This is a genomic window from Streptomyces sp. NPDC034084 (assembly GCF_055575535.1).
Window position 1 is genome coordinate 336,433 of the sequence record NZ_JBVISK010000007.1, and the last position, 20,792, is coordinate 357,224.

At 73.8% G+C, this 20,792-nt stretch carries 19 protein-coding genes; 11 read left to right on the plus strand and 8 right to left on the minus strand.

The features are described from left to right. Positions 1–6 precede the first annotated feature (6 nt). Genes ACZ51I_RS26400 through ACZ51I_RS26420 form a run of 5 tightly spaced genes read left to right on the plus strand, consistent with a single transcriptional unit; the run spans position 7 to position 4,393 of the window. A complete protein-coding gene (locus ACZ51I_RS26400; RefSeq protein ID WP_468880376.1) occupies positions 7–813 on the plus strand; it encodes a dihydrodipicolinate synthase family protein in 807 nt (268 codons plus the stop codon). Then, on the plus strand, positions 810–1,703 hold the full coding sequence (locus ACZ51I_RS26405) for an iron-containing redox enzyme family protein (RefSeq protein ID WP_468880378.1): 894 nt from the start codon (positions 810–812) through the stop codon (positions 1,701–1,703). The genes ACZ51I_RS26400 and ACZ51I_RS26405 overlap by 4 nt, the downstream gene beginning before the upstream one ends. Then, positions 1,700–2,011: a Rieske (2Fe-2S) protein gene (locus tag ACZ51I_RS26410; RefSeq protein ID WP_468880380.1), complete on the plus strand. Its 312-nt coding sequence runs from the start codon at positions 1,700–1,702 to the stop codon at positions 2,009–2,011. Before ACZ51I_RS26405 ends, ACZ51I_RS26410 begins: the two co-directional genes overlap by 4 nt. Beyond that, positions 2,008–3,468, plus strand: coding sequence for a purine-cytosine permease family protein (locus tag ACZ51I_RS26415; RefSeq protein ID WP_468880382.1), 1,461 nt, complete (start codon positions 2,008–2,010; stop codon positions 3,466–3,468). The genes ACZ51I_RS26410 and ACZ51I_RS26415 overlap by 4 nt, the downstream gene beginning before the upstream one ends. Positions 3,469–3,472: 4 nt before the next feature. Then, complete coding sequence (locus ACZ51I_RS26420; protein ID WP_468880383.1) at positions 3,473–4,393, plus strand: PDR/VanB family oxidoreductase; 921 nt, start codon at positions 3,473–3,475, stop codon at positions 4,391–4,393. 55 nt (positions 4,394–4,448) lie between these two features. Here the strand turns inward: ACZ51I_RS26420 and ACZ51I_RS26425 are convergent, their stop codons facing one another. From ACZ51I_RS26425 to ACZ51I_RS26455, 7 genes are all read right to left on the minus strand, one after another. Next, entirely contained in the window at positions 4,449–5,531 is a 1,083-nt protein-coding gene (locus ACZ51I_RS26425; protein ID WP_468880386.1) for a Zn-dependent alcohol dehydrogenase, read from the minus strand. 19 nt (positions 5,532–5,550) lie between these two features. Beyond that, entirely contained in the window at positions 5,551–6,942 is a 1,392-nt protein-coding gene (locus ACZ51I_RS26430) for an aldehyde dehydrogenase family protein (protein ID WP_468880389.1), read from the minus strand. 384 nt (positions 6,943–7,326) lie between these two features. After that, a complete protein-coding gene (locus tag ACZ51I_RS26435; protein ID WP_468880392.1) occupies positions 7,327–8,091 on the minus strand; it encodes a class F sortase in 765 nt (254 codons plus the stop codon). After that, positions 8,078–8,719: a hypothetical protein gene (locus ACZ51I_RS26440; RefSeq protein ID WP_468880394.1), complete on the minus strand. Its 642-nt coding sequence runs from the start codon at positions 8,717–8,719 to the stop codon at positions 8,078–8,080. The genes ACZ51I_RS26435 and ACZ51I_RS26440 overlap by 14 nt, the downstream gene beginning before the upstream one ends. Before the next feature lie 166 nt (positions 8,720–8,885). Continuing rightward, positions 8,886–10,307, minus strand: a complete 1,422-nt coding sequence (locus ACZ51I_RS26445) for a CitMHS family transporter (protein WP_468880396.1) — start codon at positions 10,305–10,307, stop codon at positions 8,886–8,888. 148 nt (positions 10,308–10,455) lie between these two features. After that, positions 10,456–12,654, minus strand: a complete 2,199-nt coding sequence (locus ACZ51I_RS26450) for a molybdopterin oxidoreductase family protein (RefSeq protein WP_468880399.1) — start codon at positions 12,652–12,654, stop codon at positions 10,456–10,458. A gap of 75 nt (positions 12,655–12,729) precedes the next feature. Further along, positions 12,730–13,452 carry a TetR/AcrR family transcriptional regulator gene (locus ACZ51I_RS26455; protein WP_468880402.1) on the minus strand — a complete coding sequence of 241 codons (723 nt, stop codon included), beginning with the start codon at positions 13,450–13,452 and terminating at the stop codon, positions 12,730–12,732. A gap of 163 nt (positions 13,453–13,615) precedes the next feature. Here ACZ51I_RS26455 and hmgA point away from each other — a divergent pair, with 163 nt between their 5' ends. From hmgA to ACZ51I_RS26470, 3 genes are all read left to right on the plus strand, one after another. Further along, positions 13,616–14,929: a homogentisate 1,2-dioxygenase gene (gene hmgA, locus ACZ51I_RS26460; protein WP_468880404.1), complete on the plus strand. Its 1,314-nt coding sequence runs from the start codon at positions 13,616–13,618 to the stop codon at positions 14,927–14,929. A gap of 40 nt (positions 14,930–14,969) precedes the next feature. Beyond that, positions 14,970–15,719: a GntR family transcriptional regulator gene (locus ACZ51I_RS26465; protein WP_468880407.1), complete on the plus strand. Its 750-nt coding sequence runs from the start codon at positions 14,970–14,972 to the stop codon at positions 15,717–15,719. Between the two features lie 102 nt (positions 15,720–15,821). Next, positions 15,822–17,030 (plus strand): type ISP restriction/modification enzyme, encoded by a 1,209-nt coding sequence (locus ACZ51I_RS26470; protein ID WP_468880410.1) that lies wholly within the window; start codon positions 15,822–15,824, stop codon positions 17,028–17,030. Here the strand turns inward: ACZ51I_RS26470 and ACZ51I_RS26475 are convergent. After that, positions 17,017–17,745 carry a TetR/AcrR family transcriptional regulator gene (locus ACZ51I_RS26475; protein ID WP_468880413.1) on the minus strand — a complete coding sequence of 243 codons (729 nt, stop codon included), beginning with the start codon at positions 17,743–17,745 and terminating at the stop codon, positions 17,017–17,019. The genes ACZ51I_RS26470 and ACZ51I_RS26475 overlap by 14 nt on opposite strands. Before the next feature lie 63 nt (positions 17,746–17,808). On the opposite strand from ACZ51I_RS26475, the gene ACZ51I_RS26480 reads away from it, so the two are divergent. The 3 genes from ACZ51I_RS26480 (at position 17,809) to ACZ51I_RS26490 (ending at position 20,788) form a co-directional block, all read left to right on the plus strand. Further along, positions 17,809–18,747 carry an ATP-binding cassette domain-containing protein gene (locus ACZ51I_RS26480; protein ID WP_468880415.1) on the plus strand — a complete coding sequence of 313 codons (939 nt, stop codon included), beginning with the start codon at positions 17,809–17,811 and terminating at the stop codon, positions 18,745–18,747. Next, on the plus strand, positions 18,744–19,520 hold the full coding sequence (locus ACZ51I_RS26485; protein WP_468880418.1) for an ABC transporter permease: 777 nt from the start codon (positions 18,744–18,746) through the stop codon (positions 19,518–19,520). Before ACZ51I_RS26480 ends, ACZ51I_RS26485 begins: the two co-directional genes overlap by 4 nt. Positions 19,521–19,594: 74 nt before the next feature. Continuing rightward, positions 19,595–20,788 (plus strand): CaiB/BaiF CoA transferase family protein, encoded by a 1,194-nt coding sequence (locus ACZ51I_RS26490; protein WP_468880421.1) that lies wholly within the window; start codon positions 19,595–19,597, stop codon positions 20,786–20,788. Positions 20,789–20,792: the final 4 nt, after the last annotated feature.

Genomic DNA, 20,792 nt, shown 5'->3' on the forward strand with positions numbered 1-20,792 from the left:
GCACTCATGCCTGACACCTACTCCGGGACCGTCGTCCCGCTGATCACCCCCCTCGACGAGCACGGCACCGTCGACGAGCAGAGCGTCGTCCGGCTCCTGGACCACATCCGGGGCGAGGTCACCGGCCTCATGCCGGCCCTGACCTCCGGCGAGGGCTGGAAGCTCGACGCCCGGCAGTGGCAGGACGTCGTCACGTACACGGTCAAGCACGCCGACGGCCTCCCCGTGCTCGCCGGGATCCAGCTCCCCGACACCGCCTCGGTGATCGACCGGGCGCGCACCGCCGCCGAGATCGGCGCCGACGCCGTCGTCGTCACCACGCCGTTCGGCGCAGACGTGACGCAGGACCAGATTGTCGACCACTACCGGGCGATCCGCGCGGCCCTCGACATACCGATCTTCCTCTACAACGAGGAGGCGCTGTCGGGCAATCGGATCGAGTTCGAGACGCTGATCCGGATCTGCAAGGAGATCCCCGGGATCGTCGGCATCAAGGAGTCCAGCGGCGACGCCGCCTTCACCCGCAGGATGGCCGAGGCCGGCACCGGCATCCCGGTCTTCGAGGGCTGGGAGAACCTCCTCGTCGACGCCCACGGCATCCAGGGCTTCATCGGCCCGCTGGCCAACCTCGAACCCGCCCTGTGCAACGCGATGCTCGTCGACCCGACGCCCGACCGCCAGGCCGAGATCAACACCGTCTGCGAGAAGTACGGCGTCTTCCGCGACGACTGGTACCGGTGGGTCAAGAAGGAACTGCACGAGCGCGGCGTGATCAGCTCCCCCACCACGCACGAGGAGGCGAAGGCGGCATGAGCACCACCCCCGCCTCCCCCGTCGCGCCCGCCGCCGGCTCTCCGGTCCCGGTCGCCGCGCACTCGATCGCGGCCCCGGCCGCGACCGCCCAGCGCGAGCTGCACTCCCTCTACCGCCGGGTGCCCAACCTCGGCGACTACGGCTCGATGACCGCGATCGAGGAGCGGTGGATCCTGCCGAAGGCGCGGGCCTACGAGGCCTCCGCCCCCGCCTTCGGCTCGGCCGGTGAACTCCTCCAGGCGCTCAAGGAGTTCCTCTCCGAGGAGGAGGCCGCGCTCCCCGAGAGCGCGATCTTCCTCGCCGAGCACGCGACGCTCGACCAGTTCAAGGTGGTCGTACGCCAGTTCGCGCTCGACGGGCTCACCGAGTCCGAGTCGCTGCTCCCGGTCGTCCCCCGGCTGCCGTACCGCTCGGCGATGGCGGTCTTCCGGGTCCTCATCGACGAACTCGGCTGCGGCAACGAGGAGAAGGCGCACTCCCAGCTCTACCGGGACCTGCTCACCGAGCTCGGCATGAGCCTGCGGCTCGAGGACTACCTCGACGAGACGGCCCCGGAGTGCTACGCGTACGTCAACATGTTCCACTGGCTGGCGAGCCGGGCGCCGTCTCCCCAGTACTTCCTGGGGGCGTACGCCTACTTCGAGACCAGCGTCCTGTACGCCTTCCAGAGCTTCGCCCGCGCGGCGAAGCGGCTCGGGATCGTCAACGACGCCTACTACACCGAGCACCTGTACATCGACGCGTACCACAGCAACCACATGCGGACGGCGATCCGGGCGCTCGAGGAGCCGGACCTGGCGAAGATCTGGGCGGGCGTGCGGCTGGCCTCCGACATCGTCGGCGAGGCCACCGAGACGGCGATCGCGCGGGCGCGGGAGACGGTCGCATGACGGCCGTGCCCGCCGGGCGGCGGGGCTCCGGCGAGCCCGTCGTCCGCCAGGTGACCGAGGACCTGGTCCTGGTCGAGGTCGGCGGCCGCAAGGTCCTCGCGGCCGCCGTCTGCCCCCACCGCGGGGGCCGGCTCAAGTACGGCAGGGTCGACGGGGACAGGCTGCGGATCACCTGCCCCCTGCACCACACGACCTTCGACCTGACCAGCGGAGAGCGCACCTCGGGGGCGGCCTGCGCCGCCCTCCGGGTGGTCGACGTGCTGCCCGGTCAGGACCGTCCCGAGGAGCTCGCCGGGGGCGCCTCATGACCACCACACCGACCGGGGCGGCGTCCAGCGTGACGCCGCCCCGTGCGGCGGTCGACCACGACGGCATCGCGCCGGTGCCCGAGGCGGAGCGCACCTCGACGCCGGCCGACTTCGGCTGGATCTGGCCGTCCGCTCAGTTCTCGTTCGGCACGGTCGTGCTCGGCGCGCTGCCCGTGGTCTTCGGACTCGGCTGGTGGGCGTCGGCGAGCGCGATCGCGGTGGGCGTCGCCGTCGGCACGGCGCTGCTCGCGCCGCTCGCCCGGTTCGGCGTCCGCACCGGCACGAACGATCCGGTGGCGAGCGGGGCGCACTTCGGGGTGCGGGGCAGGGTCGTCGGCAACGTCATCACGGTGGTGACGGCGCTCGGGTTCTTCGCGATCGCGGTGTGGACGGGCGGCACGGCCGTGATGGTCGCGGGGCACCGGCTGCTGTCCACGCCGACGGGTCCGGGCGCGCTGACCGTCGCGATGTTCGTGACGGCGGCGGCGGTCGCGCTGGTCGCCGTGCGCGGTCACGAGACGCTGGTCCGCACGTACCGGATCACGGCGGTCACCGGCGGCGCGGTCCTGCTCGGCACCGCCCTCGTGCTCGCCCCCCGGTTCGACGCGGGGTACTCCGGATACGCGGACGGCTCCCTGGCGCTCGACAGCACCCTGCACACCTGGCTGCTCGCGGCGACGGCGTCCGCGACCGTCCCCCTGTCGTACGCCACGTTCCAGGGCGACTACACCCGTTACATGCCGGCCACCACCCCCACCGGCCGGGTGGTGCGGGCGAGCGGGATCTCGATGTTCCTCAGCAGTCTCGCGGCGCTGCTCACCGGCGCGTACGTGACGACCCTCTTCCCCGTGCCCGACGAGCCGTGGCTGCAGGGGCTGACGGACGCGGTGCCGGGCTGGTTCGCGGTCGCGGTCGTCGTCTTCGGCTTCGCGGGCACCCTGCCGCAGGCCGGTCTCTGCCTGTACGCGGCCGGGCTGTCCGCCAACTCGGTGTTCTGGCGCTCCTCGCGGGCCGCCGTGACCACGGTGGTCGCGCTGCTCGCGGCTGCCGTGCTGTACCTCGGGGCCGTGGTGTACGACGCCATGGACGCGATGTCGGCGTTCGTGACGCTGCTGCTCACGGTCGTGGCCCCGTGGGCGGCCGTGCTCTCGGTGGGCTACGTCCTCCACCGGGGCCGGTACGACGCGGAGGCGCTGCGCGCGTTCGCCACGGGCGGCGGCGGGCGGTACTGGTACACGGGCGGGGTCAACGCGAGGGCCGCGGCGGCCTTCGCGGCCGGCTCCTTCGTGGGGGTGCTGTGGGTCAACAATCCGCTGTACACCGGCCCGTTGACCCGCCTCACGGGCGGGGTGGACCTGAGTCTGCCGGCCTCCTTCGTGGTCGCCGCCGTGCTGTACGGGGTGCTCTGCCGGGTGTGGCCGGAGCCGCTGCTGCCGCCGTCCCGGACGTCGAGGTGATGCCATGTCCATGGTCCGACTGACAGTCCGGTCGGTCGTCCGGGAGGCCGAGGGCGTCCTCGGGCTGCTGCTCGCCGACCCGTCGGGCGCCGAGCTCGCCCCGTGGGAGCCGGGCGCCCACCTGGAGGTGACCCTGCCGTCCGGGGCGGTCCGCCACTACTCGCTGTGCGGCGACCCGGCGGACCGGAGCACGTACCGGCTCGGGGTGCTGCGTGAACCGGCGGGCCGGGGCGGCTCCGAGGAGGTGCACACCTCCGTCGCGGAGGGCACGGTCCTGGGCGTCCGGGGCCCGTTCAACCGGTTCCCGCTGGTGCCCGCCGAGCGGTACCTCTTCGTCGCGGGCGGCATCGGCATCACCCCGCTGCTTCCGATGATCCGCTCGCTGCCGCCGGGTTCGTGGTCCCTGCTGTACGGCGGCCGGAGCCTGGCGTCCATGGCGTACCGCGAGGAGCTCGCCGGGCTCCCCGGCGTCACGCTCGTCCCGCAGGACACGGCGGGACTGCCCGATCTGGACGGGGTCCTGGCCGGGCTGCCCGCCAGGACCGCCGTGTACTGCTGCGGCCCGGAGGGGCTGCTGCGGGCGGTGGAGGAGCGGTGGCCGGGTCCCCTGCACACGGAACGGTTCGGTGCGGGCTCCTCCGAGGTGGCCCCGGCGTCGGGCGGGTTCGAGGTCGAGCTCCGGCGGACCGGGCGGACTCTGCGCGTGGCGTCCGGCCGAAGCCTGCTCGACACCGTGCGGGAGGTGGTGCCGGGTGTCGCGTACTCCTGTGAGGAGGGCTGGTGCGGCACCTGTGAGACGAAGGTGATCGCCGGGACGCCCGAGCACCACGACTCGGTCCTCAGCGAGGAGGAGAAGGCCTCGGGGACGACGATGATGATCTGCGTGGGGCGGTCGTGCGGGCCGCGTCTCGTGCTGGACCTCTGACGGACACGCGGAGGCCCGTACCGGCCGGTGGGGCGGTACGGGCCTCCGCGTGGGGTCAGTCGAAGACCACCAGCGCCCGGCCGCCCTTGCCCGCGAGCATGTTCTCGAAGGCGCCGGGGATGCCGTCCAGGGTGATCCGCTCCGTGACGAGGGCGCCGAGGTCGAAGCGACCGGCCCGGATGTGCTCGGCGAGCACCGGCAGGTCCTCCGCCGGGTTCGAGTTGCCGTAGACGCAGCCGGCCAGGGTGCGGCCCCAGTGGAAGAGTTCCAGCGCGTTGAAGGTGACCTGCTGGTCCTTGCCGCCGATGCCGACGACCGTGGTGCGGCCGCCGCGCCGGGTGGAGTCCCACGCGGACCGGATGGTGACGGCGCGGCCGACGCACTCGACGGCCACGTCGACGCCCTGACCCCCGGTCAGCTTCCGGATCTCCCTGGCCGTGGTCTCGGAGGCGACGACGTACTCGGTGGCCCCGGCGGCCCGCGCCAGTGCCTCCTTCTCCGGGGAGACGTCCACGGCGACGATCGTCGAGGCGCCCGCGATCCGGGCGGCCTGGAGCGTCGCGAGGCCCACGCCGCCGACGCCGAAGACGGCGACGGTCTCGCCCTGGCGGACCCGGGCGGAGTGGTGGACCGCGCCCCAGCCGGTGAGGACCGCGCAGCCGAGCAGGGCCGCGTCGGTGAGCGGCACGCCGTCGGGGGCCGGCAGGACGCAGTTCGCGGCGACGACCGTCTCCTCGGCGAAGGCGGCGACGTTGAGGCCGGGGTGGAGCTCGGTGCCGTCCTCGGTACGGGCGTGGACGTTGGCCGCGCCGGTCAGGGCGTCGGCGCAGAGCCAGACCTCGCCGAGCGAGCAGGGGTGGCAGCTGCCGCAGGACGGCGCCCAGTTGAGGACGACGCCGTCGCCGGGGGCGACGTGGGTGACGCCCTCGCCGACGGAGACGACGGTGCCCGCTCCCTCGTGGCCGAGGACGGCCGGGACGGGCACGCGCATGGTGCCGTTGGAGAGGGAGAGGTCGGAGTGGCAGACCCCGGCGGCGGCGAGCCGGATCCGGACCTGGCCGGGTCCGGGCTCGGGGAGTTCGATGCCGGTGATCTCCAGCGGAGAGCCGACGGCGGGCAGGACGGCGGCGCGGATCACGCGTCTCTCCTCGGAATGCCTAGAACTGCAGGGACTTGGTCTGGAGGTACTCGGCGAGGCCGTGGGCGCCGAGCTCCCGGCCGACGCCGGACTGCTTGTACCCGCCGAAGGGAGCCAGCGGGTTGAAGCGGCCGCCGTTGATGTCGACCTGGCCGGTGTCCATGCGGCGGGCGAAGGCGACGGCCTCCTCGGGCTCGCCCCAGACGGCGCCGGCGAGGCCGTAGACGGTGCCGTTGGCGATGGCGAGCGCCTCGGCCTCGTCCTCGTACCGGAGGAGCGAGACGACCGGGCCGAAGATCTCCTCCTGGGCGATGGTCATGTCCGGGGTGACGTCGGCGAAGACGGTCGGGGAGACGTAGTAGCCGGTCTCGCGCGGAGCCTCGGGGCCGCCGACGACGAGCCGGGCGCCCTCCTCGATCCCCTTCTCGATGTAGCCGCGCACGCGCTGCTGCTGCTTGGCGTTGACGAGGGGGCCGACGCGCTCGCCGGGGACGTACTTGGCGACGGCCTCGGCGGCGAGCGCCACCGCCTCCTCGTACCGGTCGGCGGGGACCAGCATCCGGGTCCAGGCGCTGCACGTCTGGCCGGAGTTGGACATGACGTTGGCGATGCCGACGGCGACGGCCTTGGGGAGGTCGGCGCTCGGCAGGATCACGTTGGCGGACTTGCCGCCGAGTTCGAGCGCGACCCGCTTGACCGCGCCGCCCGCCAGGGCGCCGATGCGGCGGCCGACGGCGGTGGAGCCGGTGAAGGAGACGAGGTCCACGTCGGGGTGCTCGGCGAGCGCCTGCCCGGCGATCGGGCCGAGGCCGGTGACCAGGTTGAAGACGCCGGCGGGCAGACCGGCCTCGTGGACGGCCTCGGCGAAGAGCTGCGCGGTGAGCGGGGTGTCCTCGGCGGGCTTGAGGACCGTGGTGCAGCCGGCGGCGAGGGCCGGGGCGACCTTGGCGACGATCTGGTGGAGCGGGTAGTTCCAGGGGGTGATGGCGGCGACGACGCCCACGGGCTCGGCGTAGACGGTGGAGTTGCCGACCTTCTCCTCGAAGGGGTGGGTGGCGGCGAGTTCGGCGTACGAGCCGGCGACGGCGACCGGCAGCCCGACGTGGACGGCGGCGGCGAGCTGCGGCGGGGCGCCGAGTTCGGCGGTCACCGTGGCGGCGATCTCCTCCGCGCGGGCGGCGAGCGCGTCGCGGAGGGCGGCGATCCTGGCTCCGCGCTCTGCGGGCGGGGTGGCGGCCCAGCCGGGGAGCGCGGCACGGGCGGCGCGTACGGCGGCGTCGACGTCCTCGGCGTTGCCCGCCGGGACGTGGGCGATGACCTGCTCGTCGGCCGGGTCGATCACCGGGATGGTGTTTGTGGAGGAGGCGGGGCGCCACTCCCCGCCGATGTACATCGCGTCGTGGGCCTTCATCCGCTGTCTCCTCACGTGCCTGCGGTCGTGGTCCCGACCCAAACTAGCGCCGTTAGTTTTTCGGCGCCAGGGTCCGCGGGAGTGCCCCAGGTCTCACCCGGCGGCAGCGCCACGGCACCGCTCGATCGTGCCGCTCCGGCCCGGCACCTGTCCACATCGGTCCCGGACAGGCGTACGGGCGGGGAACTGGCGGAAACCGCCTTGCGGGCGGGCGACGTCGGCCCCGGACCGAGCGCAGCCGCTCCGGCGTGCCATGGCCCGGCCTCACCCCGCACCACGGCACGCCCCGGCCGACGGACCGGTGGGTCCGTCGGCCGGGGCGTGCCGTGGTGCGAGGGGCGTGCGGGACGGTCGGCCGGGCCCGTCGGGCCCGAGAACCGGGGATCAGATCTTCTGGGCGAGCTCGGTGAGGTGGGCGAAGACCACGATGTTCGCCTCGTACCCCTTGCCGCGGTCGAAGGTCCCGCCGCAGGTGAGGAGCCGGAGTTCGGGCCGCCCGCTCGCTCCGTACACCTCCTTGTCGGGGAAGTCGCTCTTGGCGTACGTCCGGACGCGGTCGACCGTGAAGACGGCGACCTTCCCGTCGGCGCGGGCGACCCGGACGGTGTTGCCGGCGCTGAGCGAGTTGAGGTTGAGGAAGACGGCGGGCCCGGTGCGGGTGTCGCGGTGGCCGACGACGACGGCGGTCCCGCGCTCGCCGGGGGTGGGCCCCTTGGCGTACCAGCCGACGACGCGCGGGTCGTCGGCGGGCGGTGTGCCGAGCCGGCCCGTGGCGTCGAGGCCGAGCTCGATCACGGGGGCCTCGACGGTGATCGCCGGGACGGCGACGGTGACGGGGCGTGAGCGGGCCAGCGGCGCGGGGGGCGGTGCGGGCCGGGGCGAAGGCTTGGCCTTGGGCGCGGCCCGGAGCTTCGGCTTTTCCAGGGCGGCGGGCGCCCCGGCCGCCGCCCCGGCCCGGCCGGAGGCGGCGGGGCCGGAGGCGGGCGGCGCGGAGACGGCCGGGCCGGAGGCGAGCGGCGGGTCTGCCGGCTCCCCGTCACCGGCCCACCAGGCGCTCCCGCCCACCAGGACCACGGTCGCGGCCACGGTCCTGGTGAGCCGGAGCAGGCGCCGCTGCCTGCGGGTGAGACGGGACCTACGCGGCGCCATTGGCGCGGCGGCGCGAGCGGCGGATCAGGACGAGTCCGGCCGTGCCGGCGAGGCCGGCGGCGACGGCCGCCCCGACGCCGAACGCGGAGGAGTCCTCGGCGGCGAGCTGCGCGCTGCCGCCGCCACCGGCGCCGACCGGACCGTGCGGGGGCCTGCCGTGACCGCCGGGGCCACCGCCCGGGCCGCCGTTACCGTTGTCCTGGCAGGCGGAGATGACGTTGAAGACCTTGGACTTGGGGGCGCCGAGCTTGCCCTCCCACGTCCACTCGACCTTGTACATGCCGACCGGCAGGCGGATCGGTCCCGCGGCCCCGTCGCCGTTGGCGTTGAGGACGACGGTCCCGGCCCTCACCGGGTCGTCCTGGTTACCCGGCCGGCCCGGCTGCGGGAAGATCTCGTAGTTGATGCTCGGCAGGCCGTCGAAGTTGAGGGCGGCGAGGCGGAACGGGCAGTCGACGCGCGGCTCGTTGACCGGGCTGCTGTCGGCCGTGGTCGACTGGTGAACCTTGACGTCACCGTCGTCGCCGGGTGCGGCGAAGGCCGCCTGGGCGCCCCCGAGGGTCACGGCGCCGAGCGCCAGGGTGGCGAGCGTCGCGCGGAGCAGGGCGCGGGTGGGGGGAGTCGTCATGGTGGAAAGTCCTCCAGTCGTGAGCACATCGGGCGCTACTGCGATAATCCGACTATCTGTCACGACATGGCCACGGAGGGTGGCGACCCGGCGTGCGCCCTCCGACTTCCACCCGTCCGGCTCATTCCCCGCCGTCACGAGTGACGGCGGGGCGCTCCGGGCCGGTTCAGATGATCCCGAAGAGGATCCCGGCCGCCAGCACGACCAGCGAGGTCAGCGCGGCCCACTTCACCGTGAACCTGGTGTGGTCGCCGAACTCCACCTTCGCCATGCCGACGAGCACGTACACGGCGGGCACCAGCGGGCTCGACATGTGCAGGGCCTGGCCGACCAGCGAGGCCCGGGCGATCTCCAGGGGCGACACGCCGTGGGCCGCGCCCGCCTCGGCGAGGACGGGCAGCACGCCGAAGTAGAAGCCGTCGTTCGACATGAAGTACGTGAGGGGCAGGCTCAGCACACCGGTGACCAGGGCCATGTGCGGGCCCATGCCCTCGGGGATCGCGCCCACGAGCCAGTCGGCCATGTGCTTGACCATGCCCGTGCCGGTGAGGACGCCGGTGAAGACGGCGGCGGCGAAGACCATGCCGGCGACGTTGAGGACGTTGTCCGCGTGAGCGGCGACGCGCTCCTTCTGCTCGGCCATCTTCGGGTAGTTGACGGTGAGCGCGAGGGCGGCGCCGAGGAGGAACAGCACCGGGATCGGCAGCAGTTCGAGGATCATCGCGGCGAGCAGCGCGACCGTGAGGCCGGCGTTGAACCAGTACAGCCGGGGACGGAGCGTCGCACGCTTCGGGTCGAGCCCCTGGAACCCGTCACCCTCGCCGGAGCCGACGACGGCGACCGTACCGGAGGCACCGCCGCCGGAGCCCGTCGCCCTCCCGCCCGTGCCGGCGTCCGCGTCCCCGCCCGTGCCGCCGCCCGCCGTGACCAGCACCGTGTCGGTCGCCGGGACCAGGACCTCGTCGAGGGTCAGGTAGCCGATGCGCTTGCGCTCGCGACGCCCGAGCACGTACGCCAGGGCGAAGACGAAGAGCAGGCCCGCGCCGAGCGCGGGGATCATCGGCACGAAGATGTCGGCGGCGTCCAGCTTGAGCGCGGTCGCGGCGCGGGCGGTGGGGCCGCCCCACGGAAGGGTGTTCATGACGCCGTTGGCCGTGGCGGCGACACCCGTCATGACCACCATGCTCATCTTGAGCCGCTTGTAGAGCGGATACATCGCCGAGACGGTGATCATGAAGGTGGTGGAGCCGTCGCCGTCCAGCGAGACGATCGCGGCGAGCACCGCCGTACCCACGACGACCCGCACGGGGTCCGCCTTGCAGAAGCGCAGGATGCCCCGCACGATCGGGTCGAAGAGGCCGACGTCGATCATGACGCCGAAGTAGACGATCGCGAACATCAGCATCGCGGCGGTCGGCGCCAGCTTGCCGACGCCTTCGATGACGTACTCGCCGAGCTGCGCCCCCTGCCCGACCGCTACGCAGAACAGCGCGGGAATCAGTACGAGCGCCGCGATCGGCGACATCTTCTTCAGCATGATCAGGACCAGGAAGGTCGCGATCATGGCGAAGCCGAGGACGGTCAGCATGGAGGACACCTCACGTTCACCCTTGAACTGCCGCCGAGCGGCGGTCCGGATGACGGTAGGTGCCCTCTTCCGCCGTTAACAAGACGTTGACGCGTGAGCAATACGAGCAAAACCCCAGGTCACGACGGGGTTCATGATCAGGGGCGGCCTAGAGGGGCGATACCTCCACGGGGAAACCGTTCAGGACGGCGGTGCCGGAGAGGGGGTCGATCCGGGTCCCGTCGAGCAGCTGGTTGACGTTGACGCCGGGGCGCGCGGACGCGACCGCGAGCCGGGTGCCCGGCCGGTCGTGACCCCAGCCGTGCGGGAGGCTGACGACGCCCGGCCGTACACCGTCGGTGACCTCCACCGGCACCTCCAGCTCCCCGCCCTCCCCCTTCACCCGGGCGACCGCGCCGTCGGTCAGCCGCAGCCGCTCCGCGTCCTGGGGGTGCACCTGGAGGGTGCAGCGGTTCGAACCGCCGCCCAGAGCGGGCGTGTTGTGCAGCCAGCTGTTGTTGGAGCGCAGGTGCCTGCGCCCGACGAGCTGGAGGGTCCCCGGCTCCGGTACGGCGTCGAGGGCGGCGCGCATTCGGGGAAGGTCGGCGGCGAGCGGCGCCGGGAACAGTTCGATCCGCCCGCTGCGGGTCTTGAGGACCGCCGGCAGGCGCGGCTTCAGCGGCCCGAGGTCGATCCCGTGCGGGTGCGCCTTCAGCTCGTCGAGGGTGAGGCCGTACGGGCCGAGCCGCAGCATCAGGTCGAGTCGCCGCTCGGCTCCGGTGGCTCCGGAGAGCCGGGCGGCGAACTCCTTGGGATCCGCGCCGTACGCCGGCGAGTGCTCCTGCGTCACCGCCTTGGCGAGGGTCGTGTCGATGGCGAGGTCGTCGACGGCCGACGGCGGAGCGCCGTGCATCCCGGACACGGCGAGGATCAGCCGGGCGTGGATCTCGCACTCGTCCATGCGGTCCGCTTCGAGGGGGACGGCCGCAGGGGTGTAGCGGGCCTGGTCGCGGACGGCGAACGCGTTGAAGGCGAAGTCGAAGTGCGCGCTCCGGGAGGGCGGCGGCGGGGGCAGCAGGACGTCGGCGTGGCGGGTGGTCTCGTTGAGGTACGGGTCGACGGCGACCATCAGGTCGAGGGAGCCGAGCGCGGCGTCGAGGCGGTCACCGTCGGGCGCGGACAGGACGGGGTTGGCGGCGACGGTGATCACCGCGCGGATGCGCCCCTCCCCCGGCGTCTCGATCTCCTCGGCGAGGGCGACGAGCGGCAACTCGCCCTTGGCCTCCGGGTGGTGCGAGACCCTGCTGTGCCGGCGGCCGAGGGCGAAGCCCCTGCCGGGCCCGGCGGGGCGCGGGGCGGGCGCGGTGGCGGAGAGCGGGAAGAGCGCGCCGCCGGGCCGGTCGAGGTTGCCGGTGAGGACGTTGAGGACGTCGACGAGCCAGTTGGCGAGGGTGCCGTACGCCACGGTGGAGCTGCCCATCCGCCCGTAGACGGCGGCGGTGGGCGCGGCGGCGAGTTCCCGGGCGAGGGCGCGGATGGTGTCCGCGTCCACGTCACAGGCGGCGGCGACCGCCTCGGGGCTGAACTCCCGCACCGCGGCCCGTACCTCCTCGACTCCCTCCACCTGGGCGGCGAGCGGGCCGAGGTCGGTGAGCTCCTCGTCGAAGAGGGTGTGGACGAGGGCGGCGAGGAGCAGGGCGTCGGCGCCGGGGCGGATGGCGACGTGCCGGTCGGCGAGGCGGGCGGTGCGGGTGCGCCGGGGGTCGACGACGGTGAGGGTGCCGCCGCGCCGGCGCAGCGCCTTCAGCCTGCCGGGGAAGTCGGGGGCGGTGCACAGACTTCCGTTGGAGTCCAGCGGGTTGGCTCCGAGGATCAGCAGGTGGTCGGTGCGGTCCAGATCCGGCACGGGGACGGCGAAGGGGTCCCCGAAGAGGAGTCCGCTGGAGACGTGCTTGGGCATCTGGTCGAGCGTGGAGGCGGTGAAGAGGTTCCGGGTGCGCAGCGCGCCGATCAGCAGGGGCGGGTAGAGCGCGCCGGCGATCGTGTGCGCGTTGGGGTTGCCCAGGACGATTCCCACGGAGTCCGGTCCGTGCTCCACGATGATCGGCCGGATGCGGGCGGCGATCGTGTCGAACGCCTCGGTCCAGGTGGCCTCCTGGAGGCGGCCGTCCTTGCGGACCAGCGGGGTGCGGAGCCGGTCGGGGTCGGCGTCGATCTCCGGGAAGGAAGCGCCCTTGGGGCAGATGAACCCCCGGCTGAAGACGTCGTCGCGGTTGCCGCGCGCCCCGGTGACGCGACTCCCGTCCAGCGTCAGGGTCAGTCCGCAGGTCGCTTCGCAGAGGGGGCAGATGCGCAGGGCGGTGGGCATGGCGTCTCCCTGAGGGCGTCGGATGACGCCGAGCCTACCGACCGGTAGGCACGTACGGGAGGGGTACGCGTGAGGTCACGAGAGCGAGGGCGCCAGGTACGCGTGCAGGAGGCAGCGCGTCTCGGCGACGAGCGCCGGATCTCCGGCGGGGTCCACGCGGAAGGCGAGCCGGACCAGGGCGTCGGCGGCCTCGACCCCGACGAGGACCTTCCGGTGCAGCTCCTCGTCGGCGGCGCGGCCCAGATGGGTGGCGAGGAGCGCGCAGATCCGCTCGGCGACGAGCCGGTTGGGATCCTCTGCCAGGACCGCGGCCGCCCCCTCGCCCGGCCCCTCGGCCACGGCCTCGCCCGCCCCTCCGCCCGGCCCCTCCGCCCCGGGGTCCGTCGCGGCTTCTCCGGCCGCGGCGGCGGGCACCCCGAAGTCCACGAGCGCGAACCCCGGGACGGTCCGCTTCATCTCGATGAACTCGTCGAGGACACCGTCGAGGGCGCCCTGCGCGTCGAGGACCGGCGCCCCCGCGAGCCGGTCCGACACCCGCTCGGCGTAACGGTCCAGATTGCGGTGGGCGAGGGCGGCGACCATCGCCCGCTTGTTGCCGAAGAAGCGGTAGACGGAGCCGATGGGAACGCCGGCGCGGGCGGCGACGGCACGGGTGCTCAACTGCTCGTACCCGGTCTCGTCGAGGAGCACGGCACAGGCGTCGAGGATCCGGGCCAGCCGCTCGGCGCTGCGCTGCTGCACGGGGATCCGGCGGAGCGCCGGCGGGTTTCGGGGACGGCTCTGGGACACGGGGTCCATGATGCCGCTCCGATCGGGATCATGCGATCAGCAGTCCGATGCCGCCGACGGGTGGGCGCGCGTCGATCCGGGCGATGGCCGCCGGTGCCCCGTTGACGTAGGCCGCGCGGAATCCTACGGTCATCCATAGGATTCCCTTGCGGGCTCAGGACAGGAGCGGGCGATGACCACGGAGCAGGCCAGGAAGACGGCCGAGGCGCTCACCTACAGCACCGGTTTCGGCAACGAGCACAGCTCGGAGGCGGTCCCCGGGGCGTTGCCGGACGGCCGCAACTCGCCGCAGCGCGCACCCCTCGGGCTCTACGCCGAGCAGCTCAGCGGCAGCGCCTTCACCGAGCCGCGGGCCCACAACCGCCGCTCCTGGCTCTACCGGATCCGCCCCTCGGCCGCGCACCCGCCGTTCACCCGCGTCGACAACGGCAACCTCGCCGGCGCCCCCTTCACCGAGACCGTGCCCGACCCCAACCGGCTGCGCTGGAACCCGCTGCCCGACCCGGCGCCCGGCACCGACTGGCTGGCCGGCCTGTGGACCCTCGGCGGCAACGGCGACGTGACGCAGCGCACCGGCATGGCCGTGCACCTCTACCACGCCAACACCTCCATGGAGCGGGTCTTCGGCGACGCCGACGGTGAGCTGCTGATCGTCCCGGAGCGCGGCGGCCTCCTCCTCCGCACCGAGCTGGGGCTCCTCGCCGCCCGCCCGGGCGAGGTGGCGCTGATCCCGCGCGGCGTGCGGTTCCGCGTCGAGCTCCTGGACGAGACCGCCCGCGGCTACGTCTGCGAGAACTACGGCGCCCCCTTCCAGCTCCCGGACCTCGGCCCGATCGGCGCCAACGGCCTCGCCAACGCCCGCGACTTCCGCGCCCCGGTCGCCGCCTACGAGGACGTCGAGGGCCCGGTCGAGGTGGTCAACAAGTACTGCGGGAACCTCTGGTCCGCGACGTACGGCCACTCGCCGCTGGACGTCGTCGCCTGGCACGGCAACCACACCCCGTACGTCTACGACCTGCGCCGCTTCAACGTCATCGGGACGATCTCCTACGACCACCCCGACCCCTCGATCTTCACGGTCCTCACGGCGCCCTCCGACACCCCGGGGCTCGCGGGCGTCGACTTCGTGGTGTTCGCCCCGCGCTGGCTGGTCGGCGAGGACACCTTCCGGCCGCCGTACTTCCACCGGAACGTGATGAGCGAGTACATGGGCCTCATCGAGGGCGCGTACGACGCCAAGGCCGAAGGCTTCGTGCCGGGCGGCGGCTCGCTGCACAACATGATGTCCGCGCACGGCCCCGACCGGGAGACCTTCGACCGGGCCAGCGCCGCCGAGCTGAAGCCGCAGAAGATCGACGACGGTCTTGCCTTCATGTTCGAGACCCGCTGGCCGGTGGCGACGACCGCGCGGGCCGCGAGCGCCGGACATCTGCAGAAGGGGTACGACGACGTATGGCAGGGTCTTGAGCGCCACTTCCGGCCGTAATGTCTCGGCCGTAAGCCCGTAGCCTTCGTACGGAGAACCCGTGACCGCCTTCGCTCCCGACTCGCTGGTCCTGAACCGCAAGCTGCCGCTCTGGTATCAGGTCTCGCAGTCGCTGCGCGCCTCGATACTGGGCCGCACGCCCGACGCCTCGCTGCGGCTGCCCACCGAGGAGCAGCTCGCGGCCCACTACGGCGTGAGCGTGCTGACCATGCGGCAGGCTCTCAAGGAACTGGAGGAGGAGGGCCTGATCAGCCGGCACCGGCGGCGCGGGACCTTCATCGAGCCGGGCGCCCGGCGGTCCACCCCGCGCCGGCTGCTCGGTTCGATCGACGCGATCGTGGCCCAGCAGTCCGGCGAGCGGACGACGGTCCTCGGGCACGGCACCGAGCCGGTTCCCGGGGAGCTCGCCGAGTACTTCCCGGACGTGCCGGAGGTCGTGGCGTACCGGCGGCTGCGCAGCGACGGGGAGAGCGGCGAGCCGACGAACTGGGCGGAGAACGCGGTCCGGCCCGAGCTCGCGGCCGCGATCGACCCGGCGGATCTGGAGCGCTGGCCGATGACGAAGGTGCTGCGGGACGTCGTCGGGGTACGGATCAGCCGCATCACGGACACGGTCGAGGCCCGGCTCGCGGACCCGGAGACGGCGGCGCTGCTCCAGGTCCCGCTGCTCTCCCCGATCCTCCACTACACGGGCGTGACCTACGACGAGGACGGCCGGGTCGTCGACGTGGCCCGCATCCGCTACCGCGGTGACCGCTTCTCCTTCACGGTCACCGTCGAAGCGCACTGATCGCCGAAGCGCACTGAGACGGTCGAGGCGCACTGTCCTCGAAGCGCACCGGGCCGGTCGCCGCACGCCGACGGTGGAAGCGCGCCGAGGGCCGTCGTTAGCATGCGGGGCGTGACGGAAGACGTACGTCCCGACGAGCCGCCCCTCCTCGACGAGCTGATGCCGTGGTCCGTGGCCCCGCTGCGTTTCGGGCGGTCCTGGATCGTCGCCCCCGACGCCCGCACCCTGCGGGCCCGCTGGGACCGGCTCGTGGCCGCCGAGGGCGCCGAGCGGGAGGCGCTGTTCCGGCCGAGCCGGGCGCGGACCCCGGCGAGCGCGGTGGGCGCGCTCCCCGGCCAGCGGACCGGGACGACGCGTTTCGCGCGCGAGTCGGGGCCGTGCCCGGAGCCGGTGCGGGTGGCGCACGGGCCGTTCGACGAGCAGTGGCTGCTGCCGGACCACCGGCTGATCGACACCGCCCGCCCGGAGCTGTGGCGGGTCGCCGGACAGCCGCAGCTCTTCGCCATCGAGCAGGGGTACGTACCGGGGGCGGCGGGGCCCGCGCTCCTGGTGACGGCGGCGCTGCCGGAGGGCCGCTCCCCGGCGGGCCGGCCGGGCCGCATCCGGCCGCTGTTCCGGCGCCCGGGAGGCCGGGAGCCCAATCTCGCGCCCGGTCTCCTGTCCTTCCTCGGGAAGCGGTACGGGTGCGAGGTCGACGCCCGTGACTGGCTGGCGTGGACGGTGGCGGCGGCCCTCCCCTCCCCCGCCGGGTGCCGCGTCCCGCTGCCCGGCGACCCGGAGGCGTGGGCGGCGGGCGTGGCGCTCGGCCGGGAGCTGGCCGATGTGCAGCTGCGGGGCGCCCTGAGCGGGGCGAGGCCCCGGCTGCCGGGCGGGCGCCGGCCCTATGTGCGGGCGGCGGTTCCGGCGCGTCCGACCACGATGTCGTACGACCCCGAGGGCGAGGCGCTCGACGTCGGCGGCGGTCTGATCTCCCCCGTACCGGCGGAGGCCTGGGAGTACCGGGTCGGCGGGGTGCGGGTCCTGGAGCAGTGGTTCGCGCACCGGACGGCCCCGGCGGAGCCCGGCTCCCTGGAGGCGATCGGCCCGGCCGCCTGGCCGCAGGAGTGGACCTCGGAGCTGTTGGAGCTGGTCACGGTGCTCGCGCTGCTCGGGGCCCGGGAGCCGGAACGGGCGGCGCTGACCGGCGGGGGGATCGGCGGGACCGAGCTCCGGCGGGCCGGGGTGCTGCCGCCGCCGGCCCGGGCCCGCCGCCCCGCGTCCGTACTGGACCATCAGGAGGAGGGCCCGGAGGGGCAGTTCATGCTCCTGTGACGGGGGGCGCGAAGGACTCCAGGAGGCGTGCGACGGTCATCGCGAAGATCTCGTCCGCGTCGACGGGGGCGGCGGGGGCCTCGGCGAGCAGCGCGGCGAGGTGCGGGTAGCGGCCGCTCGCCATCTGTCCCCTGAGGTAGGCGCCGCGCACCGCCTGCTCCTCCGCCTCGGACCAGGGCAGTCCGCGGGCCCGTTCGGCGATGGCCTGTTCGTTGGCGACGGTGGCCATGACCGTGCCGTTGACCATGGCGATCAGCTGCATCTTGAGCCCCGGGGGCTGGTCCAGGGGGGCGAGGCAGCCGAGGCACCACTCCAGGAAGCGGAGGGCGTTGGGGCTGAAGCCGTAGGCGGTGGTCATCACCCGGGGCAGCCAGGGGTGGCGGTACATGATCGCGCGGCCCTGGTGGGCGATCGCGGTCATGTCGGCGCGCCAGTCGCCGCTGGGCTCGTCGGGGAACTCGTACTCGCCGCTGACCGCGTCGACCATCAGCTCGTGCAGGTCCTCCTTGCGGGGGACGTAGTTGTAGAGCGACATGGTGCCGCAGCCGAGTTCGGCGGCGACGCGGCGCATGGAGACCGCGTCGATGCCGTCGGCGTCGGCGATGCGGACGGCCGCGTCCACGATGTCCCGCCGGCTGTAGGCCGGTTTCGGGCCGCGGCCCGCGCGCTCGGGCCGCGCCCAGATCACTTCCGGTTCGGCCGCTCGGCCCGCCATGGATCATCACCTCGCTCCCCATCGTAGTTACGTACGCCGTACGTAGTGGGGTATGGTCACGCCATGACTACTGCGTACGCTGTACTTAGTGAAGGTCTGCGGAAGCGTTACGGCGACGTCCACGCCCTCCGCGGCCTCGACCTCGCCGTCCCCGAGGGCACGGTCTGCGGCGTCCTCGGCCCCAACGGCGCCGGGAAGACCACCGCCGTCCGCGTCCTCACCACCCTGGCCACGCCCGACGCGGGCAGCGCGCTCGTCATGGGCCACGACGTGGTGCGCGACCCGGCGGGGGTACGGAAGCGGATCGCCGTCACCGGGCAGTACGCCTCCGTGGACGGCGACCTCACCGGCGCCGAGAACCTGCGGCTCTTCGCCCGGCTCCTGCGCGCCCCGCGCTCCCGCGCCGACGAGCTCCTGGAGCGCTTCGACCTCACCGCGGCGGCCGGACGCCCCGCCCGCACCTACTCCGGCGGCATGCGGCGCCGGCTCGACCTGGCCGCGAGCCTGATCGTGCCGCCGGGGGTGCTCTTCCTCGACGAGCCCACCACCGGCCTCGACCCCCACAGCCGCAACGGGATCTGGGACGCCGTAAGGGAGTTGGCCGACCAGGGCACCACCGTTCTGCTGACCACCCAGTACCTGGAGGAGGCCGACCGGCTCGCCGACGACATCGTGCTGATCGACGAGGGGCGGGCCGCGCAGCGCGGCACCCCGGCCGAACTGAAGGCGCTCGTCGGCAGTTACGCCGAGGTCGTCGTCGCCGAACCGTCCTCCCTCGAAGCGGCCGCGGCCGTCCTCGACCACCTGACCGGTTCGGCGCCGGTCCTCGACGCCGACCGGCGCACGGTCGGCGCGGTGACCACGGACACCACGCTCACCCTCCCCCGGGTCGTCCGCGAGCTCGACGCCGCCGGGGTCCTCCTCCTCGACGCCTCCCTGCGCCCGCCCACCCTCGACGAGGTGTTCCTGCGCCTCACCGGCCGGAAGGAGCTCGCCGCGTGAGCGCCCTCGTGCACGACGGGACCGCCCTCCTCGGCCGCCACCTCCGGCGGATCGGGCACGCGCCCGCGATCACGGTCATGACCCAGACGATGCCGATCGTCTTCCTGCTCTTCTTCGGGTACGTCTTCGGCAGCGCGCTCGCCGCCCCCGGGGCCGAGTACCGGGCCTTCCTGGTGCCCGGCATGCTCGTGGCGACGGCGGCGGGCGGCCTGGTGACCGGCATGTTCCAGGCCGCGCAGGACTCGCACCGGGGCGTCACGGACCGCTTCCGGACCCTGCCCGTGAGCCGGGCCGCCGTCCCCCTCGGGCAGGCCCTCGCCGACCTCCTCGCGAGCGCCGTCGGCACCGTCCCGCTGGTCCTGGTCGGCCTCGCCATGGGCTGGCGGATCGGAGGCACGCTCCCCGAGGCCCTGGGCGGCTTCGCCCTGCTGCTCCTCTTCCGCTTCGCGACGACCTGGGTCGGCATCCTGCTCGGTCTGGTCTCGAAGAGCGAGGAGGCGGCCGGGCAGCTGGGCAGCGCCTCCTTCATGCTGCCGCTGCTCTCCAACGCGTACATCCCGACCGACGGCATGCCCGGCTGGCTGCGTACGGTCTCCGAATGGAACCCGATCTCGGCGGTCACCACGGCGGTGCGCGAACTGTTCGGCAACGCACGGGTCCCGGCGGACGCGGCCTGGCCGGTGGCCCACCCGGTCGCGGGCGCGCTGCTCTGGTCGCTGGGTCTGGTCGCCGTCTTCGCCCCGCTCGCGGTGCGCAAGTACGCCCGGGGGTGACCGGCCGGTGATCGGACGGGGGTGACGCACCCCCTGATGACAGGAGGAGTACGCGCACGGTAGGCAGAGGGGTCATGAGCACTCAGCCACTCCCCCTCGCCGGGGTCACGGTCGTCGCCGTCGAGCAGGCCGTCGCCGCGCCCTTCGCCACCCGCCAGCTCGCCGATCTCGGCGCCCGCGTCGTCAAGATCGAGCGCCCCGACGGCGGCGACTTCGCCCGGGGCTACGACACGGCCGCTCAGGGGCTCGCCTCCCACTTCGTGTGGTGCAACCGCGGCAAGGAGTCCGTGGCGGTCGACCTCAAGGACCCCCGGGGCCTGGCGCTCGTGCGGCGGATGGTGGCCGGCGCCGACGTCTTCGTCCAGAACCTGGCGCAGGGCGCGGCGGCCCGCCTCGGCCTCGACGCCGCCACCCTCTGCGCCGCGCACCCGTGGCTGATCGCCGTGGACGTCTCGGGGTACGGGGCGGAGGGACCGTACGCGCACAAGCGGGCCTACGACATGCTCGTCCAGTGCGAGGCGGCCCTCGTGTCGGTGACCGGCACGCCGGAGCAGCCGGTCAAGTCGGGGATCCCGGCCGCCGACATCGCCGCCGGGATGTACGCCTTCTCCGGCGTCCTCGCCGCCCTCGTCCGGCGCGGCACGACCGGCCGGGGCGGCCCGGTGGAGGTCTCCCTGCTCGACTCGCTCGCCGAGTGGATGGGGCATCCGCTGCACCACGGGATGCACGGGGGCACGGCCCCGGCGCGCACGGGGCTCGCGCACGCGGTGATCGCCCCGTACGACGCCTACCCGACGACGGACGGTCTCGTCCTGCTCTCCGTGCAGAACGACCGGGAGTGGCGGCGGCTCGCCGAGCAGGTCCTGGGGCGGCCCGAGCTGGCCGACGCCCCCGAGTTCGCCACGAACACGGCGCGGGTGGCGGGGCGCGCGGCGACGGACGCGGTGGTCGCGGCGGCGCTCGCCCCGCTGACGGGGGCCGAGGCGCTGGCCCGGCTCGACGCGGCGGGCATCGCCTGTGCCCGGCTCAACTCGGTCGCGGAGCTCGCGGACCACCCGCAGCTGACGGCGCGGGACCGCTGGCGGGCGGTGGAGTCCCCGGTGGGGCCGCTGCGTGCGCTGCTGCCGCCGATCGTGTTCCCGGACGCGCCGGAGCCCCGGATGGACCGGATCCCGGCCCTTGGACAGGACACGGACGAGGTGCTCGCCGAGCTGGGCGTACCGGAGGCGGAGGTGAAGGAGCTGCGGGATGCGGGCGTGATCGCCTGAGGCG

What these genes read in the sequence shown, in the direction of transcription:
- ACZ51I_RS26400 (WP_468880376.1), top strand. Translation starts at nt 7, where the DNA reads ATGCCTGACACCTACTCCGGGACCGTCGTCCCGCTGATCACCCCCCTC.
- ACZ51I_RS26405 (WP_468880378.1), top strand. Translation starts at nt 810, where the DNA reads ATGAGCACCACCCCCGCCTCCCCCGTCGCGCCCGCCGCCGGCTCTCCG.
- ACZ51I_RS26410 (WP_468880380.1), top strand. Translation starts at nt 1,700, where the DNA reads ATGACGGCCGTGCCCGCCGGGCGGCGGGGCTCCGGCGAGCCCGTCGTC.
- ACZ51I_RS26415 (WP_468880382.1), top strand. Translation starts at nt 2,008, where the DNA reads ATGACCACCACACCGACCGGGGCGGCGTCCAGCGTGACGCCGCCCCGT.
- ACZ51I_RS26420 (WP_468880383.1), top strand. Translation starts at nt 3,473, where the DNA reads ATGTCCATGGTCCGACTGACAGTCCGGTCGGTCGTCCGGGAGGCCGAG.
- ACZ51I_RS26430 (WP_468880389.1), bottom strand. Translation starts at nt 6,942, where the DNA reads ATGAAGGCCCACGACGCGATGTACATCGGCGGGGAGTGGCGCCCCGCC.
- ACZ51I_RS26435 (WP_468880392.1), bottom strand. Translation starts at nt 8,091, where the DNA reads ATGGCGCCGCGTAGGTCCCGTCTCACCCGCAGGCAGCGGCGCCTGCTC.
- ACZ51I_RS26440 (WP_468880394.1), bottom strand. Translation starts at nt 8,719, where the DNA reads ATGACGACTCCCCCCACCCGCGCCCTGCTCCGCGCGACGCTCGCCACC.
- ACZ51I_RS26445 (WP_468880396.1), bottom strand. Translation starts at nt 10,307, where the DNA reads ATGCTGACCGTCCTCGGCTTCGCCATGATCGCGACCTTCCTGGTCCTG.
- ACZ51I_RS26450 (WP_468880399.1), bottom strand. Translation starts at nt 12,654, where the DNA reads ATGCCCACCGCCCTGCGCATCTGCCCCCTCTGCGAAGCGACCTGCGGA.
- ACZ51I_RS26455 (WP_468880402.1), bottom strand. Translation starts at nt 13,452, where the DNA reads ATGGACCCCGTGTCCCAGAGCCGTCCCCGAAACCCGCCGGCGCTCCGC.
- hmgA (WP_468880404.1), top strand. Translation starts at nt 13,616, where the DNA reads ATGACCACGGAGCAGGCCAGGAAGACGGCCGAGGCGCTCACCTACAGC.
- ACZ51I_RS26470 (WP_468880410.1), top strand. Translation starts at nt 15,822, where the DNA reads ATGCGGGGCGTGACGGAAGACGTACGTCCCGACGAGCCGCCCCTCCTC.
- ACZ51I_RS26475 (WP_468880413.1), bottom strand. Translation starts at nt 17,745, where the DNA reads ATGGCGGGCCGAGCGGCCGAACCGGAAGTGATCTGGGCGCGGCCCGAG.
- ACZ51I_RS26480 (WP_468880415.1), top strand. Translation starts at nt 17,809, where the DNA reads ATGACTACTGCGTACGCTGTACTTAGTGAAGGTCTGCGGAAGCGTTAC.
- ACZ51I_RS26490 (WP_468880421.1), top strand. Translation starts at nt 19,595, where the DNA reads ATGAGCACTCAGCCACTCCCCCTCGCCGGGGTCACGGTCGTCGCCGTC.